The sequence below is a fragment of the Streptomyces lomondensis genome (genome assembly GCF_014651035.1).
Taxonomy (GTDB): Bacteria; Actinomycetota; Actinomycetes; order Streptomycetales; family Streptomycetaceae; genus Streptomyces; species Streptomyces lomondensis.
In genome coordinates this window covers 153,016-168,466 of the sequence record NZ_BMWC01000004.1, presented here as the reverse complement: position 1 = coordinate 168,466, position 15,451 = coordinate 153,016, and the positions used below count along the sequence as shown (strand labels likewise).

15 protein-coding genes and 1 pseudogene are annotated in these 15,451 nt (G+C 71.0%); 12 read left to right on the top strand and 4 right to left on the bottom strand.

Annotated elements, in window-relative coordinates; genetic code table 11:
* Window positions 1-25: 25 nt before the first annotated feature.
* Window positions 26-262 (top strand): DUF6213 family protein, encoded by a 237-nt coding sequence (locus tag IE255_RS15940; RefSeq protein ID WP_190050921.1) that lies wholly within the window; start codon window positions 26-28, stop codon window positions 260-262.
* 75 nt (window positions 263-337) lie between these two features.
* On the opposite strand, the gene IE255_RS15935 is transcribed toward IE255_RS15940, so the two are convergent.
* Window positions 338-1,006: a transcriptional regulator gene (locus IE255_RS15935; protein WP_190050920.1), complete on the bottom strand. Its 669-nt coding sequence runs from the start codon at window positions 1,004-1,006 to the stop codon at window positions 338-340.
* Window positions 1,007-1,283: 277 nt separating this feature from the next.
* Between IE255_RS15935 and IE255_RS15930 the strand changes: the two genes are divergently transcribed.
* The 3 genes and pseudogenes from IE255_RS15930 to IE255_RS15920 all read left to right on the top strand — a co-directional run bounded on the left by IE255_RS15930 (window position 1,284) and on the right by IE255_RS15920 (window position 3,989).
* The gene (locus IE255_RS15930; protein ID WP_229906465.1) at window positions 1,284-2,243 is read left to right on the top strand and encodes a type III polyketide synthase; all 960 of its coding nucleotides are present in this window, start codon (window positions 1,284-1,286) and stop codon (window positions 2,241-2,243) included.
* Between the two features lies 1 nt (window position 2,244).
* Window positions 2,245-3,460, top strand: a pseudogene (locus IE255_RS15925) (cytochrome P450).
* 7 nt (window positions 3,461-3,467) lie between these two features.
* Complete coding sequence (locus IE255_RS15920; RefSeq protein ID WP_190050919.1) at window positions 3,468-3,989, top strand: cupin domain-containing protein; 522 nt, start codon at window positions 3,468-3,470, stop codon at window positions 3,987-3,989.
* 34 nt (window positions 3,990-4,023) lie between these two features.
* Here IE255_RS15920 and IE255_RS15915 read toward each other — a convergent pair whose 3' ends face one another.
* Window positions 4,024-4,626 (bottom strand): DUF4352 domain-containing protein, encoded by a 603-nt coding sequence (locus IE255_RS15915; RefSeq protein ID WP_190050918.1) that lies wholly within the window; start codon window positions 4,624-4,626, stop codon window positions 4,024-4,026.
* A gap of 178 nt (window positions 4,627-4,804) precedes the next feature.
* A complete protein-coding gene (locus IE255_RS15910) occupies window positions 4,805-6,031 on the bottom strand; it encodes an acyl-CoA dehydrogenase family protein (RefSeq protein ID WP_190051357.1) in 1,227 nt (408 codons plus the stop codon).
* A 174-nt stretch (window positions 6,032-6,205) separates the two neighbouring features.
* On the opposite strand from IE255_RS15910, the gene IE255_RS15905 reads away from it, so the two are divergent.
* Window positions 6,206-6,850: a TetR/AcrR family transcriptional regulator gene (locus tag IE255_RS15905; RefSeq protein ID WP_190050917.1), complete on the top strand. Its 645-nt coding sequence runs from the start codon at window positions 6,206-6,208 to the stop codon at window positions 6,848-6,850.
* A 63-nt stretch (window positions 6,851-6,913) separates the two neighbouring features.
* Here IE255_RS15905 and def read toward each other — a convergent pair whose 3' ends face one another.
* Entirely contained in the window at window positions 6,914-7,459 is a 546-nt protein-coding gene (gene def, locus IE255_RS15900; protein WP_190050916.1) for a peptide deformylase, read from the bottom strand.
* 158 nt (window positions 7,460-7,617) lie between these two features.
* On the opposite strand from def, the gene IE255_RS15895 reads away from it, so the two are divergent.
* From IE255_RS15895 to IE255_RS15865, 7 genes are all read left to right on the top strand, one after another.
* The gene (locus IE255_RS15895; RefSeq protein ID WP_190050915.1) at window positions 7,618-8,856 is read left to right on the top strand and encodes a MurT ligase domain-containing protein; all 1,239 of its coding nucleotides are present in this window, start codon (window positions 7,618-7,620) and stop codon (window positions 8,854-8,856) included.
* Window positions 8,857-8,881: 25 nt separating this feature from the next.
* Window positions 8,882-9,610, top strand: coding sequence for a type 1 glutamine amidotransferase (locus tag IE255_RS15890; RefSeq protein ID WP_190050914.1), 729 nt, complete (start codon window positions 8,882-8,884; stop codon window positions 9,608-9,610).
* A 201-nt stretch (window positions 9,611-9,811) separates the two neighbouring features.
* Complete coding sequence (locus IE255_RS15885) at window positions 9,812-10,837, top strand: 6-phosphofructokinase (RefSeq protein ID WP_190050913.1); 1,026 nt, start codon at window positions 9,812-9,814, stop codon at window positions 10,835-10,837.
* A 155-nt stretch (window positions 10,838-10,992) separates the two neighbouring features.
* Window positions 10,993-11,943 carry a cytochrome c oxidase assembly protein gene (locus IE255_RS15880; protein ID WP_190050912.1) on the top strand — a complete coding sequence of 317 codons (951 nt, stop codon included), beginning with the start codon at window positions 10,993-10,995 and terminating at the stop codon, window positions 11,941-11,943.
* A 121-nt stretch (window positions 11,944-12,064) separates the two neighbouring features.
* Complete coding sequence (locus IE255_RS15875; RefSeq protein WP_308280879.1) at window positions 12,065-13,597, top strand: DUF6777 domain-containing protein; 1,533 nt, start codon at window positions 12,065-12,067, stop codon at window positions 13,595-13,597.
* Window positions 13,486-15,258: a serine/threonine-protein kinase gene (locus IE255_RS15870; RefSeq protein ID WP_229906463.1), complete on the top strand. Its 1,773-nt coding sequence runs from the start codon at window positions 13,486-13,488 to the stop codon at window positions 15,256-15,258. The genes IE255_RS15875 and IE255_RS15870 overlap by 112 nt, the downstream gene beginning before the upstream one ends.
* Before the next feature lie 13 nt (window positions 15,259-15,271).
* Window positions 15,272-15,451, top strand: coding sequence for a hypothetical protein (locus IE255_RS15865; RefSeq protein WP_190050910.1), 180 nt, complete (start codon window positions 15,272-15,274; stop codon window positions 15,449-15,451).

The following is a 15,451-nucleotide window of genomic DNA, read 5'->3' as shown; positions in this document are numbered from 1 at the left end:
GTGTTGCGGGGCTACGATCCCATGTGTGAACCGCGAAGTGACTCTGCCTCTGATCGTCGACGACCGCGGGACCTTGCAGGTGGCTGCGGCGGATGTCAGCAAGCTGTTGCGGACCGTGGGGGGTCGGTGGGTGCGGCTGGTGGAGGGCGGGGAGTCGGGGCTCGACGAGGACACGGTCGCCGAGCTGGCCATTGAGCTGGCGAAGCTGGCCGACCGTATTGATGTGGCCTGTATCGCGCACAGCAGTGGGGGCGGAACGTAGCGGCGGCGTGTGCGGGTGCGTTGTGGCTGGTCGCGCCCGCGCGGCGGAGCCGCAATTCGACACAGTCCCGCGCCCCTAAGAGGTCGGTTCACCCAGCGTCGACCAGAAGCTCGCCTCGTATGCCTGAAGCAGGCGACCGTATCCGTGTGCTCGCGTCTCGTTCAGTCGTCCCTCGTCCAGACCCGCCTCCACCGCCCTCGCCGCCAGCCTGTCCAGCTCCGGTGACGGCTCCGCGAAGAAGTCGAAGAACGCGCAGGCCTCGTCGGGGAAGCCGTAGCGCTCGCGCAGCGCGGTGGCGATCGTCGCGCAATAGCCGCCCCAGGCCGAGAAGTTGGCCGTCAGGGCGAGGACCACGTCTGCCGGTGCGGCGTTGAGGGCCAGCCAGGCCACGTACGCGGGGTAGGCCTGGCAGCCCGGGAGCGGCTCGTACGATGCCTCGGCCGTCTCGTCCGCGCCGCACGCCCGCGCGAACGCCGTCAGTCGCTCGCCCGCCAGGGCCTCGCCTTCCGCGAGCGTCGTGAAGAAGGCCGCGGCTTCGGGGTCGGTCGCTGCCGAGCGTTCCGCCAGATGCTCGAAGGCCCGGCGGTCCGCCGGGATCACCCACGTCTGTTCCAGGGCCAGCGCGGCGAGGGTGGAGCGGGGCGCCGTGCCCTGGGCGATCCGCGGGACCAGGGGGTTGCCGTGGGGGTCCGGGGCGAGGGTCGCCGTGGTCGTCTTCAGCAGGTCCCGGGCCGGGTGCGTCATCGCGTCCTCCGTCGTGAGGTGTCGGGACGAGCCTGGCACGGCGTCCCCGATACGGAGTAGTCCGGCGCGAGATCGGCGTCCCACCGGGTGATCGTGGGTGGACCACCCCTTGAGGTGAACCACCTTCTGACCGGGGGGCGAAGGGCCTTCCGGGAGGCGAAAGCAGGCACGGTTCATGGCGACTTTGTGCAGACCCTCGGTGTCCGTTCCAGAGCACGTGATCACGATGGAGGAGACGCTGGAGCTGGCGCGTTAGCGCCACGCCGACCATCCCCAACTGCCGCTGGCCCTCCGGCTGATCGAGAACACCGGTGTGCGCACGCGGCACATCGTGCAGCCCATCGAGGAAACCCTGAAGCACCCCGGGTTCGAGGAGCGCAACAAGCTCTACGAGGCCGAGGCCAAGGCACGGGTGCCCGGCGTCATCCAGCGGGCGCTCGACGACGCGGAGCTGCTCACCACCGACATCGACGTGATCATCTACGTGTCGTGCACGGGCTTCATGATGCCCTCGCTCACGGCCTGGCTGATCAACGAGATGGGCTTCGACTCCACCACGCGGCAGCTGCCGATAGCCCAGCTGGGCTGCGCGGCCGGCGGTGCGGCGATCAACCGGGCCCACGACTTCTGCACGGCCTACCCCGAGGCCAACGCGCTGATCGTGGCCTGCGAGTTCTGCTCGCTGTGCTACCAGCCCACCGACATCGGTGTCGGCTCGCTGCTGTGGAACGGCCTGTTCGGCGACGGCATCGCGGCCGCCGTGGTCCGCGGCCGGGGCGGCGAGGGTGTCAGCCTGGAGCGCAACGGCTCGTACCTGATCCCCAAGACCGAGGAGTGGATCATGTACGACGTGAAGGCCACCGGCTTCCACTTCCTGCTGGACAAGCGGGTCCCGGCCACCATGGAACCGCTCGCGCCGGCATTGAAGGACCTGGCCGGGGAGCACGGCTGGGACGCCTCCGACCTGGACTTCTACATAGTCCACGCGGGTGGGCCCCGCATCCTCGACGACCTCAGCACCTTCCTGCACGTCGACCCGCACGCCTTCCGCTTCAGCCGGGCCACGCTCACCGAGTACGGCAACATCGCCAGCGCCGTCGTCCTGGACGCGCTGCGCCGGCTGTTCGACGAGGGCGGTCCCGAGCACCGGGCGCGCGGGCTGCTCGCCGGGTTCGGACCCGGTATCACCGCCGAGATGGCCCTGGGCCGCTGGCACCGCGCGGACGAGACGATGTGAGATGAGCGAAGAGACGATCACCGACACCCTGCCCCCGGTCCGGGACTGGCCCGCGCTCGACCTGTCCGGCGCGGACTTCGACCCGGTCCTGCGGGAGCTGATGGACGAGGGCCCGGTCACCCGTATCAAGCTGCCCAACGGCGAGGGCTGGGCCTGGCTGGTCACCCGCTACGACGACGTGCGGACGGTGACCAACGACCCGCGCTTCAGCCGCGAGGCCGTCATGGACCGGCAGGTCACCCGGCTGGCCCCGCACTTCATCCCGGCCCGGGGCGCGGTCGGGTTCCTGGATCCGCCGGACCACACCCGGCTGCGCCGCAGCGTCGCCGCCGCGTTCACCGCGCGCGGGGTGGAGCGGGTGCGCGAGCGGTCCCGGCGCATGCTGGCGGAGCTGGTCGAGGAGATGCTCCAGGACGGGCCGCCCGCCGACTCTGACCGAGGCCGTGCTCGGCCCGTTCCCCATCGCGGTGATCTGCGAGCTGATGGGCGTCCCGGCCGCCGACCGGCAGGGCATGCACACCTGGACCCAGCTGATCCTGTCCTCCGCGCACGGCGCCGAGGTCAGCGAGAAGGCCAAGAAGGAGATGGGCGCCTACTTCGCCGACCTGATCGGCCTGCGTGAGGGCAGCACCGGCGAGGACGTCACCTCCCTGCTCGGCGCCGCCGTGGGCCGCGGCGAGGTCACCGTGGAGGAGGCGGTGGGCCTCGCGGTCCTCCTCCAGATCGGCGGCGAGGCGGTCACCAACAACAGCGGCCAGATGTTCTACGTCCTGCTGACCCGCCCCGAGCTCGCCGAGCGGCTGCGCGCCGAGCCGGAGATCCGCCCCCGGGCCGTCGACGAACTCCTGCGCTGGATCCCGCACCGCAACGCGGTCGGTCTGTCGCGGATCGCCCTGGAGGACGTGGAGATCAGCGGCGTACGGATCCGCGAGGGCGACGCGATCTACGTGTCGTACCTGGCCGCCAACCGCGACCCGGACGTCTTCCCGGACCCGGAGACCATCGACTTCTCCCGTGACCCGAACCCCCACGTCTCCTTCGGCTTCGGCCCGCACTACTGCCCGGGCGCCATGCTGGCCCGGCTGGAGTCGGAGCTCCTGGTCGACGCGCTTCTCGACGACGTCCCGGGCCTGCGGCTCGCGGTGCCGGCCGAGGACGTGCCCTTCAAGAAGGGCGCGCTGATCCGCGGGCCCGAGGCCCTGCCCGTGACGTGGTGAGCCGGCGATGACGGCGACGGAAGGCCTGCTCGTCCCACCGGGGCACGGCCGGGTCGTTCAGGCCCCCGCCCAGCATGTGACCTTCAAGGTGACCGGCACGCACTCGCGCATGGCCTCCACCTTCGAGGTGGTCGTGCCCCCGGGCTTCGACGTCGGGGCCCATGTGCACACGCGCAGTGAGGAGTTGTTCTACGTGCTCGAAGGCGAGCTGGACGTCCTCGCCTTCGAGCCGCGCGTCCGCACCCCCGACAACTGGCAGAAGTGGGAGTCCACTTCGGGCAACCGGGCGGTACGGGCGACGCCGGGCACGGTCATCGTCGTCCCGCCGGGGTGCCCGCACGCCTTCGCCAACCCGACGGACACCCCGGCCAAGATGTTCTTCCAGGCCTCCCCGCCGCCGGATCACGAGCGGTACTTCGAGGAGCTCCTGGAGATCCTGGCGAGCGGGGGCCCGCCGGATCACACGGCGATCCAGGAACTGCGGGCACGCTACGACATCGAACAGCTGACGCCGCTCCGGCACCGGTGAGGACCGGCGGGCGCCGCCGGACGACCGGCAGGCGTCAGGTGAGCTGCCACTCGCCGGTCTGCTCGGCGAAGCCGGAGTCCATCGCGAACTGGACCGTCGCCACCTTCGAGGCCTTCGGCACCTCGAACACGATCCAGCCCAGGGCCTTGGCGCCGGGCTTGAGCCGGACGGCGGACGACATGGACGGGCCGGCGGTGACCTCGGCGAAGGTGGTCTGGAACTGCTGGCCCTGGTCGTCGGCGACCTGAGCGCCGTTCTGCGGGCTGTCCGTGTAGGCCTTGGTTCCGGTGTTGACGAGCTGGAACTGCACGGCGATCCACCGGTTGCCGGACTCGGGAGCGGTGAACTCGTCGCCGGACTTGGCGTTGTCGACGACCTTGACGACGGTGACGTCGAGCTTGCTGCCGTCCTCCATGCCCTTCAGGGCGAGGGTGTCGCCGGTCTTGGCGACCTCGGGTGCGGCCTCTTTCTCGGCGGCCTTCTTCTTGGCCTGCTGCCCGCTGTCGGCCTTGGCGGAGGCCTTGGCCTTGGGCTTGTCGACGACGGAGTCGCCGGAGCCACCGCAGGCGGTGATGGTGAGTGCGCCGATCACGGCCGCCGCTGCGGCGGTGATTCTGATCCGGCTGTAGTTGCTCATGATCCCCCCAGGGTTCTGTGACACGTAGGTGAAGGACTCGCAAAGGAAATGCATGGTTGCACGGTTCACCGAAAAAAATCCGATGATCGAGGCAACCCGGGAGCCTGCCCTCGCGTCCGCCCTGTGCGCACACGGAAAAGGGCCCCCTCCGGATACCGGAGGGGGCCCGACCGCCGCGTCAGCGGATCGGCTTGCCCGACAGCGTCCGGGCGATGACCAGACGCTGGATCTCGCTGGTGCCCTCAAAGATGGTGTAGATCGCCGCGTCGCGGTGCATCCGCTCCACCGGGTACTCCCGCGTGTAGCCGTTGCCGCCCAGGATCTGGATCGCCTGGGCCGTGACCTTCTTCGCCGTCTCGCTGGCGAAGAGCTTGGACATCGAGCCCTCGGCCGCGGTGAACGGCTTGCCGTTGACGGCCATCCAGGAGGCGCGCCAGACGAGGAGCCGGGCCGCGTCGATGGACGTGCGCATGTCCGCGAGCTGGAAGGCGACGCCCTGGTTGTCGATGATCGGCCGGCCGAACTGCTCACGGGTCACGGCGTAGTCGAGGGCGACCTCGTACGCGGCGCGGGCGGTGCCGACCGCCATGGCGCCGACGGCCGGGCGGGACGCCTCGAAGGTGGCCATCGCCGCGTTCTTCACACGTTCCCCGCCCTGCTTGGCCTTCTCCCGGGCGCGGGCCAGGCGCTCGTCCAGCTTCTCCTTGCCGCCGAGCAGGCAGGAGCCGGGCACGCGCACGTTGTCGAGGATGACCTCGGCGGTGTGCGAGGCGCGGATGCCGTGCTTCTTGAACTTCTGGCCCTGGGACAGGCCCTGGGTGCCCGGCGGGATGATGAAGGAGGCGTGCCCCTTGGAGCCCAGCCCGGGGTCGACGACCGCGACCACGACGTGGACGTTGGCGATGCCGCCGTTGGTCGCCCAGGTCTTGGTGCCGTTGATCACCCACTCGTCCTTGGCCTCGTCGTACACGGCCCGGGTGCGCATGGAGGCCACGTCGGAACCGGCGTCGGGCTCGGAGGAGCAGAAGGCGGCGACCTTGACATCGTTGGCGTCGCCGTACATCTGGGGAATCCAGGTGCCGATCTGCTCCTCGGTGCCGTTGGCGAGGACGCCGACGGCGGCGAGGCCGGTGCCGACGATGGACAGGGCGATGCCCGCGTCGCCCCAGAACAGCTCCTCCATCGCCATGGGGATGCCGAGGCCGGTGGGGTCGAAGTACTGCTGAGCGTAGAAGTCCAGGGAGTAGATGCCGACCTTGGCGGCCTCCTGGATGACCGGCCAGGGAGTCTCCTCACGCTCGTCCCATTCGGCGGCCGCGGGGCGGATCACATCGGCGGCGAAGCCGTGGAGCCAGTCGCGGACCTCCTTCTGTTCGTCGTTGAGCTCCATGGTGAACTCGGCCATGTCGGTCCCCTCCAGCGGCACACGTGCATGTTACTTGCGGTAACACCCAGTCTGTTACCGGTGGGTAGTCCGCGTCAACTCCTACCGACCGGTCGGCACCCTTTCGGTGTCCGGGGCATGCTTCAGTGTTAGTTTGCGCAGGCGTCATCGAATCAGCACGGGTGGGGAGAGCACATGGACACCACGCAGCGGACCGATCAGCAACGGTCCGCCGACCGCCGGCGGCGTGAGCTGCTCGAGGCCGCCGACCGCGTGGTGCTGCGCGACGGCCCGCAGGCCTCGATGAACGCGATCGCGGCGGAGGCCGGGATCACCAAGCCGATTCTCTACCGGCACTTCGGCGACAAGGGCGGACTTTACGCGGCCCTTGCCAAGCGGCACACCGACGCGTTGCTGGACTCGCTGCGGGCGGCGCTGGACGCGCCGGCGGAGCGGCGGGAGCGGGTCGAGGCGACGCTGGACACGTACCTCGCGGCGATCGAGGCGCGGCCTCAGGTGTACCGGTTCCTGATGCATCCGGCGGAGGGGAGCCAGCCGGGGGACCAGGGGTTCGATGTCGGCAAGCACAGTGCGCCGTTGTTGCGGCGGATGGGCGAGGAGCTGGCGCAGGTCATCGAGGAGCGGGTGGACCTCGGGCCGGGTGGGCAGCAGCTGGCGCGGGTGTGGGGGCATGGGATCGTCGGCATGATGCATGCCGCCGGGGACTGGTGGCTGGGGGAACGGCCGTGTTCCCGTGCGGAGTTGGTGCGGAGTCTTGCCGATCTGTTGTGGGGGCGGCTTGCGGCGACGGGTGACCGGGTGGGGGGTCCGGGGTTCTGACCGTTGCTTTTCGACTGACGGCCGGTGGGGGTTGTTCGCGCAGTTCCCCGCGCCCCTGAGGAGTCACCCCACCCGGCGCCATGAGGCCTTGGCCACTTGCCGCATCAGTCTGCGGTGGCGCCAGCCCGTAAGACGGTCCGCGTAGATGCGGCCCTCCAAGTGGTCGTACTCGTGCTGGAGGCAGCGGGCGAAGAAGCCCGTGCCGTGCACCGTGATGGGGTCGCCGGTCATGGTGAAGCCCTCGACCACCGCGTGGTCGTAGCGTTCCGTGCCCGCTTCCAGGCCCGGTAGGGACAGGCAGCCCTCGGGGCCCCGGATCACCACTCCGTCCGCCTCGACCAGGCGCGGATTGACCACGTGGCCGAGGTGACGGACGTCCTCGTCGTCGGGGCAGTCGAAGACGAAGACCCGCAGCGGCTCGCCGATCTGGTTGGCGGCCAGGCCGACGCCCTGGGCGGCGTACATGGTCGCGAACAAGTCCTCGACGAGGCGGACCAGTTCGGGGCCGAAGTCGGTGACCTCCGCGCAGGGCGTGTGCAGGAGCGGATCGCCGTGCAGGGTGAGGGGTCTCACGCGGCCGCGGGCGCCGGGGATGGAGCTGTGTCGCATGGCGGCAAGAGTAAGGTCCTGTCGATCCGCGCCTCCCGCACGAGTTCCCCACAGTGCCGCGGTTCGGGAGTGCGAAGGGATCTCGATAGGCTGAGGTCCACACCACGTGGCCGTCAGGCTTCAACGCGCGGCGCGTACGCAAGGAGGATCGAGAACTGATGGCAGGCAACTCGGACCCGCTCTCGCCGCGGGCCAAGCTGGCCGTGACCGCGGGCAAGGCGGTCGCAGCGGCATCCCGCGCCGCTGGACGCGGCAGCGGTTCGGTGATCGGCGGCCGGGTGGCGCTCAAGCTCGACCCCGACCTCCTCGCCCGGCTCGCCCAGAACCTGGACGTGATCCTGGTCTCCGCGACCAACGGCAAGACCACGACCACCCGGCTCATCGCCGAGGCCCTGCGCGCGGCGGGCCCGGTCGTCTCCAACGCGCTCGGCGCCAACATGCCGGCCGGCATCACCTCGGCCCTCGCCGGCGGCTCGGACGCCCGGTACGGCGTCATCGAGGTCGACGAGAAGTACCTCGCCGGCGTCGCCCGGGACACCGCCCCCAAGTGCATCGCCCTGCTCAACCTCTCCCGCGACCAGCTCGACCGCGCCGCCGAGACCCGCATGCTCGCCGAGAACTGGCGGGAAGGGCTCGCCGGTTCCAAGGCCGTGGTCGTGGCCAACTGCGACGACCCGCTGGTGGTGTGGGCGGCGTCCTCCTCCCCCAATGTGATCTGGGTCGCCGCCGGGCAGATGTGGAAGGACGACGCCTGGTCCTGCCCGTCCTGCGGCGGCGTGATGCAGCGCCCGGGCGACGACTGGTACTGCGGTGAGTGCGGCTTCCGCCGCCCGACGCCGAGCTGGGCCCTGTCCGGCGACCACGTCCTCGACCCGCACGGCTCGGCCTGGCCGATCCACCTCCAGCTGCCCGGCCGCGCCAACAAGGCCAACGCCGCCTCCTCGGCCGCCGTCGCCGCCGTGTTCGGGGTGCCGCCCCAGGTCGCGCTGGAGCGCATGTACCAGGTGCAGGCGGTGGCCGGGCGGTACGACGTCGTCCAGTTCCAGGGCCGTGACCTCAGGCTCCTGCTCGCGAAGAACCCGGCCGGCTGGCTGGAGACGTTCTCCCTGATCGACCCGCCGCCCGCCCCGGTGATCCTCTCCGTGAACGCGCGCTCCGCCGACGGCACCGACACCTCCTGGCTGTGGGACGTCGACTACACGCGCCTGACCGGCCACCCGATCTGCGTCGTCGGCGACCGGCGACTGGACCTCGCGGTGCGCCTGGAAGTCGCCGACCAGCACTTCCAGGTCTACGAGAACCTCGACCAGGCCGTGCAGGCGTGCCCGCCGGGCCGGATCGAGGTCATCGCCAACTACACGGCGTTCCAGGACCTGCGCCGCCGCGTCGGCAACTGAGCACGAGAGACGTCAGGGGACTTTTGTGAGCGACAACCAACTGCGCATCGTCTGGATCTATCCCGACCTGCTCAGCACCTACGGCGACCAGGGCAACGTCCTCGTCGTGGAGCGCCGGGCCCGGCAGCGCGGCCTCGACGTGGCCCGGCTCGATGTGCGCAGCGACCAGCCGATCCCTACCTCCGGTGACATCTACCTGATCGGCGGCGGTGAGGACCGCCCGCAGCGGCTCGCGGCCGAGCGGCTGCGCCGGGACGCCGGACTGGCCCGGGCCGTGGAGAACGGCGCCATCGTGTTCTCGGTGTGCGCCGGCTACCAGATCCTCGGCCACGAGTTCATCAACGACCTCGGCCAGCGCGAGCCCGGACTCGGGCTGCTGGACGTGGTGTCCGTGCGCGGCGAGGGCGAGCGGTGCGTCGGTGACGTGCTGGGCGACATCGACCCGCGTCTCGGCCTGCCCCCGCTGACCGGCTTCGAGAACCACCAGGGCGTCACCCACCTCGGCCCCACCGCCCGCCCGCTCGCCCAGGTGCGCTTCGGCAACGGCAACGGCACGGGCGACGGCACGGAGGGCGCGTACAACGACACCGTCTTCGGCACGTACATGCACGGGCCGGTGCTCGCGCGCAACCCGCTGATCGCGGACCTGCTGCTGAAGCTGGCGCTCGACGTCAACGCGCTGCCGCCGACCGACGACCGCTGGTACGAGGCCCTGCGCAACGAGCGCATCGCGGCCGCGCAGCAGCCTGCCTAGCCGCTGCCGTGCAGCGTGCGGTAAGCACGCGTCAACCTGCTGGTCAACAGCCCGTATGACGACCCATCCGCACAGGTGAGCGGGGTCGTCCAGCAGGCGGACGCGTGCTTCGGTCCGGCCCCTCGATGCCGCTAGGGTGGCGGGGATTCGAGCCGGACAACGTGGTCCGGTCCCGGCCCACATCGAGAAGGTTTTCGGGCTATGCGCATTGGTGTCCTCACGTCCGGCGGCGACTGCCCCGGCCTGAACGCCGTCATCCGGTCCGTCGTGCACCGCGCCGTCGCCGACCACGGCGACGAGGTCATCGGCTTCCGGGACGGCTGGAAGGGCCTTCTGGAGTGCGACTACCTCAAGCTCGACCTCGACGCGGTGGGTGGCATCCTCGCCCGCGGCGGCACGATTCTCGGGTCCTCCCGGGTCCAGCCCTCCCATCTGCGGGACGGTGTGGAGCGGGCCAAGGGCCATGTCGACGAGCTCGGCCTCGACGCGATCATCCCCATCGGCGGCGAGGGCACTCTCAAGGCGGCGCGGCTGATGTCGGACAGCGGTCTGCCCATCGTGGGTGTGCCGAAGACCATCGACAACGACATCGCGGTCACGGACGTCACGTTCGGCTTCGACACGGCCGTGGGGGTGGCGACCGAGGCGCTGGACCGGCTGAAGACCACCGCCGAGTCCCACCAGCGGGTCCTGGTGGTCGAGGTCATGGGCCGGCACACCGGCTGGATCGCCCTGCACTCCGGCATGGCGGCCGGCGCGCACGCCATCGTCGTGCCCGAGCGGCCCTTCGACATAGAGGAGTTGACCAGGCGGGTCGGCGAGCGGTTCGAGGCGGGCAAGCGCTTCGCGATCGTGGTGGCGGCGGAGGGGGCCAAGCCCCGGCCCGGGACCATGGAGTTCGACGAGGGCGGCAAGGACATCTACGGGCACGAGCGGTTCGCCGGCATCGCGCGGCAGCTGTCCGTGGAGCTCGAGCGGCGGCTCGGGAAGGAAGCGCGGCCGGTCATTCTCGGGCATGTGCAGCGAGGCGGAACGCCCACCGCGTACGACCGGGTGCTGGCCACGCGGTTCGGGTGGCATGCGGTGGAGGCCGTGCATCGCGGGGAGTTCGGGCGGATGACCGCGCTGCGCGGGACCGACATAGTGATGGTGTCGTTGGCCGAGGCCGTGGAGACGCTGAAGACCGTGCCGGAGGATCGGTACGACGAGGCGGAGTGTGTGCTCTGAGGTTGAGCTGATCTGCCGAGTGCGGGTCGTTTGTGGTTGTTCGCGCAGTTCCCCGCGCCCCTGAATACGCCCCCGGTCGCTGGTGCGGCCGGGGGCGGTTCTAGTCTTGGGGCGGACAGATTGCTGCACACCCCCACGAAACAGGAGCCGGCGGAATGGATCACAGCGGGCACGGCATGACCATGGATCTGCCGCCGTTCACGCTGGGGCGAGGGCTGGAATGGTCGGCGGACCCGTTCTTTCTCGTCGCCTGCCTGGCCGCGCTGGCGCTGTACGGGTGGGGTGTCGTGCGGCTGGTGCGGCGCGGGGACAAGTGGCCCGTGGGGCGGACCGTCGCCTACGTCGTCGGCGTGCTGAGCATCATGCTCATGATGTGCACCCAGCTGAACGACTACGGCATGGTCATGTTCAGCGTGCACATGGTGCAGCACATGGTGATCAGCATGGTGTCGCCGATCCTCCTCCTGCTCGGGGCGCCGATCACGCTGGCGCTGCGCGCGCTGCCCACGGCGGGCCGGGGCCGCAAGGGGCCGCGTGAGCTGCTGCTGATGGTGCTGCACAGCCGGTACATGCGGATCATCACGCACCCGGCGTTCACGATCCCGCTGTTCATCGCGAGCCTGTACGGGCTGTACTTCACGCCGCTCTTCGACACCCTGATGGGCTCCAGGACGGGGCACATCGCGATGATGCTGCACTTCCTCGCCGTCGGCCTGGTGTTCTTCTGGCCGATCATGGGCGTGGACCCGGGACCGCACCGGCCGGGCTATCTGATGCGGATGCTGGAGCTGTTCGCGGGCATGCCGTTCCACGCGTTCTTCGGGATCGCGCTGATGATGGCGTCCGAGCCGATGGTCGAGACGTTCAGGAACCCGCCCGCCTCGCTCGGCATCGAGGCGCTCTCCGACCAGAACGCGGCGGGCGGCATCGCCTGGGCGTTCAGCGAGATCCCGTCCGTGCTGGTGCTGATCGCGCTGCTGTTCCAGTGGTACGCCTCGGAGCAGCGGCAGGCCCGGCGCACGGACCGGGCCGCCGACCGCGACGGGGACAAGGAACTCGAGGCGTACAACGCCTATTTGAGCTCGCTGCACGCACGCGGGAACTGATTTCCCCCTTCTCTCCGGGCCGCTCTTTCCTCCCCCTCTGCTCTTTCTCCACAACGCGGCTGAATGGCATTTTCCTTCAGTAGCATGAAACGCGTCGGGGGAACCGCAGGGGGGAGCGGTGATGCGGAAGATCGCTGTCCTGGTCGTCTTTCTGATGGCTCTCGGGGGGTGCGATGCGAGCCCTTCCTTGGTCGAGGTGAAGGCGGTCGCCGCGGGAGTACCGTCGCTGTCGCCCTTCTTCGCCGAGGACAGCGGGCTCGGCAGAGACGCCCGGGTCCGTTCCCGGCCGGTGCACGGCGGGCTTCAGCAGGGGGACACGCCCGGGCTGTACGGGGGAACCGAGCAGCCGAGGATCTGTGACGTCGAGCGGTTGAAGCGGTTCCTCACCGCGCCTCGGAACGCCGGGAAGGCGCGGGCGTGGGCGACCGCTCTCGATCTCCGTGCGGGTGACATCCCCGACTATCTCGACCGGCTCACCCCCGTTCTCCTGCGCCACGACACGCTTGCCCTGAACCACGACTACAAGAAGGGAAAGGCTGTTTCCTTCCACGCCCTGCTCCAGGCGGGAATCGCGGTTCTCGTCGACGAGAAGGGACTTCCGTCGGTCAAGTGTTCGTGCGGAAATCCGCTTCGGCCTTTCGAGGGCGACACCAGCCGGATATCGGTCGCATTCGAGGACGGCAACGAGAAGTGGCAGGGCTACGACCGTTCCGAGGTGGTGGTCGTGCGGCCCGCTTCCCGGAAGCTGGAGCGGATCGCCCTCGTCGACGTCGAGGACGCCGCGCGGGGGATCCAGCGGCCCGTCGGGACGACGGGCGAGGCGGACTCGGGCTTCGACGCGACCGAGCGACGGGCCGTGCCGCCTCTCGCCGGGACGACCTTCGGGGAGGCGAGCCGGCGGCTGGCCGATGCGGGGCTGGCGGTCGCGTATGCGGGTGAGGGGCTGCCGCCGGACCGGGCACGGGTCACCGGGACCGAGCCGGGGGCGGGGACCGAGCTGCGGTTCGGGGCGCCTGTGACGGTGCGGGTGGCCACTCCCCCGGCCGGTTCCGGGCCGCCGACGAGCGCCGGGCCCACTAGTTCCGGGCCCACTAGTTCCGGGCCCACTGGTTCCGGGCCCACTCGTTCCGGGCCGACGAGCACCGGTTCGCCGGGGCAGGAACCGCCCTCGCGGCGGCCCCCGTCGAGTGCCGCGCCGCCCGGCTCGGGGCCGCCACCGTCCAGTGCCGTGCCGCCCGGCTCCGCGCCGCCCCCGTCGAGCGCGCCGCCCCGGAGCAGCGCCCCACCCGCCGTGACCAGCTCACCGCCACCCGTCACCGGCGCACCTTCGAAGGTCACCAGCCCACCGCCACAGACGACCAGTCCACCGCCGCAGTCGACCAGCCCGCCGCCACAGACCGCCGGCCCACCACCACAGCCGACCAGCCCACCACCCCGGACCACCAGCTCACCACCCCCGGCCACAAGCAAGCCGGTCACCAGTAGCGCACCCCCGCCGAACCCGGGAGTCACCGGATGTCCTCAGGATCACCGACGTCGGGAGTGGGCCGGGTCATCGCCGGCCGCTATCTGCTGCTGCACCGGCTCGGCAGCGGCGGCATGGGGCACGTCTGGCTGGCCCACGACCAGAGACTGGCCTGCGAGGTCGCGCTGAAGGAGATCGTGTTCCGTGACCCGGCCGAGGCCGGTCACGAGCGGGAGGCGCGGGTCGCGCGGGCCCGTGCGGAGGCCCGGCACGCGGCCGGGCTGCGCGGCCATCCGCACGTGGTGACGGTGCACGACGTGCTGGAGCACGAGGGGCTGCCATGGATCGTCATGGAGTACGTGACCGACGCCGTCGACCTGCGCGAGCTGGTGGCGCGGCGCGGTCCGCTCGCCCCGGCCGAGTGCGCCCGGGTCGGCCTCGCCGTGCTGGACGCGTTGACCGCCGGGCACGAGCGGGGCGTGCTGCACCGGGACGTGAAGCCGGCGAACATCCTGCTCGCGCCGGACCGCACGGGCGCGCCGTACGGGCGGGTGCTGCTCACCGACTACGGCATCTCGGTGCAGCCGGACGCCGGTGAGACGCGGTACACGAAGGCGTCGGTGCTGGTCGGCACGGCGGGGTATCTGGCACCGGAGCGGGCGTCCGGTGGTACGCCGACGCCGGCCGCGGACCTGTTCTCGCTGGGCTGCACGCTGTACTTCGGCGTCGAGGGCCGCAGCCCCTTCGAGCGGGAGTCACAGCTGGCGGCGCTCACCGCGGTGGTCATGGAGGAACCGCGCCCGCCGGTGCGGGCCGGTGCGCTGGAGCCCGTGCTGCGCGGGCTGCTCGCCAAGGATCCGGATCTGCGGATGACCGCGCCGGAGGCGGAGGCCGCGCTGTCGGGGCTCGTCACTCCCCAGTCCGAGGCGTACGAGCGGACCCGGACCGACCCCGGGTCGCCGTCCCCCTGGGAGGCGGCGGCCGGCCCGGGCGGCTTCGGACCCGTCGCCGCCGCGTCCGGCACTCGGCGGCGGCAGCGCTCCACCGCCCTCCGGGCCGTCACGGCCTGTGGTCTCGGACTGGTTCTCGCCCTGGGCGGCGTCTGGTACGCGCTGGGCGACCGCGCTGGCGGCGGGGCAGGGGCGCCGTACGGGGACGCCGTCGGGCTGGCGAAGCCGCTCGCGGACGGGGACTGCGTGCTCGCCGACTGGCCCGGCGGGCGGCGCTTCGCGGGCACGCCCCGGCTGGCCCTGGATCCGACCTGCCGGGACAAGGCGCCCGACGGGCAGGTGGTGGCGTTCGCCGGGGCCGCCTCCGCGGCGGAGGCGCGGAAGCTGGGTCCGGCCCGGTGCGAGGAGCGGACGCGGGAGCTGCGGGAGCGGCTGGCCGATGTGCGCAGTCACGCCGTCGTGCCGAGCGGCACCGGGTTCGAGGCGGCCGGGCGGCGCACCGCCTGCCTGGTGCTCGGCGCGCACGGGCCGCTGTACGGGCCGCTCGGGGAGCGGCGTAGGTTCGGTACGCCGTTCGCCGACACCGCGACCATGCAGAAGCGCGACTGCCTGGACGTCCGTTCGAACCGGGAGGCGCGGCTGGTGCCGTGTGGCGGACGGTACGACGAACAGGTGCTCGGATTCACCCGGCTGGGCGCCGACGTGACGCTCGCCGAGGCGCGGACCTCGTCGGACGCGGCGTGCGCGCGGGACGTCGCCCCGCTCGACTACGGCTTCGATCCGTCCGTCTACGAGGCCGGTTCGTGGACCAGCGAGGGTCCCTGGAAATCCGGTACTCATGTCGTCGTGTGCACCGTCAGGAGGCAGAACGGGGGCACCATGGAGGGGACCGAACCATGAGGAGGGTGTTGCGATGCCCGGTTCCACGAACGGTTCAAACGCGACGAAGACCATGGGAGTGCTGACCGTCGGCGGCCTCGTCGTGGTGACGGCCTACACGGTGGCGCTCGGCAGCAACGGCTGGCTGTGGTTCGGCTGGGTCGTCCTGGGCCTGATCACCCTGGGGATGGTGGTCACCACGCGCAGCACCTGA

What these genes read in the sequence shown, in the direction of transcription:
- def (WP_190050916.1), bottom strand. Translation starts at nt 7,459, where the DNA reads ATGCGACACAGCTCCATCCCCGGCGCCCGCGGCCGCGTGAGACCCCTC.
- IE255_RS15935 (WP_190050920.1), bottom strand. Translation starts at nt 1,006, where the DNA reads ATGACGCACCCGGCCCGGGACCTGCTGAAGACGACCACGGCGACCCTC.
- IE255_RS15915 (WP_190050918.1), bottom strand. Translation starts at nt 4,626, where the DNA reads ATGAGCAACTACAGCCGGATCAGAATCACCGCCGCAGCGGCGGCCGTG.
- IE255_RS15905 (WP_190050917.1), top strand. Translation starts at nt 6,206, where the DNA reads ATGGACACCACGCAGCGGACCGATCAGCAACGGTCCGCCGACCGCCGG.
- IE255_RS15910 (WP_190051357.1), bottom strand. Translation starts at nt 6,031, where the DNA reads ATGGCCGAGTTCACCATGGAGCTCAACGACGAACAGAAGGAGGTCCGC.
- IE255_RS15895 (WP_190050915.1), top strand. Translation starts at nt 7,618, where the DNA reads ATGGCAGGCAACTCGGACCCGCTCTCGCCGCGGGCCAAGCTGGCCGTG.
- IE255_RS15885 (WP_190050913.1), top strand. Translation starts at nt 9,812, where the DNA reads ATGCGCATTGGTGTCCTCACGTCCGGCGGCGACTGCCCCGGCCTGAAC.
- IE255_RS15875 (WP_308280879.1), top strand. Translation starts at nt 12,065, where the DNA reads ATGCGGAAGATCGCTGTCCTGGTCGTCTTTCTGATGGCTCTCGGGGGG.
- IE255_RS15880 (WP_190050912.1), top strand. Translation starts at nt 10,993, where the DNA reads ATGGATCACAGCGGGCACGGCATGACCATGGATCTGCCGCCGTTCACG.
- IE255_RS15865 (WP_190050910.1), top strand. Translation starts at nt 15,272, where the DNA reads ATGCCCGGTTCCACGAACGGTTCAAACGCGACGAAGACCATGGGAGTG.
- IE255_RS15920 (WP_190050919.1), top strand. Translation starts at nt 3,468, where the DNA reads ATGACGGCGACGGAAGGCCTGCTCGTCCCACCGGGGCACGGCCGGGTC.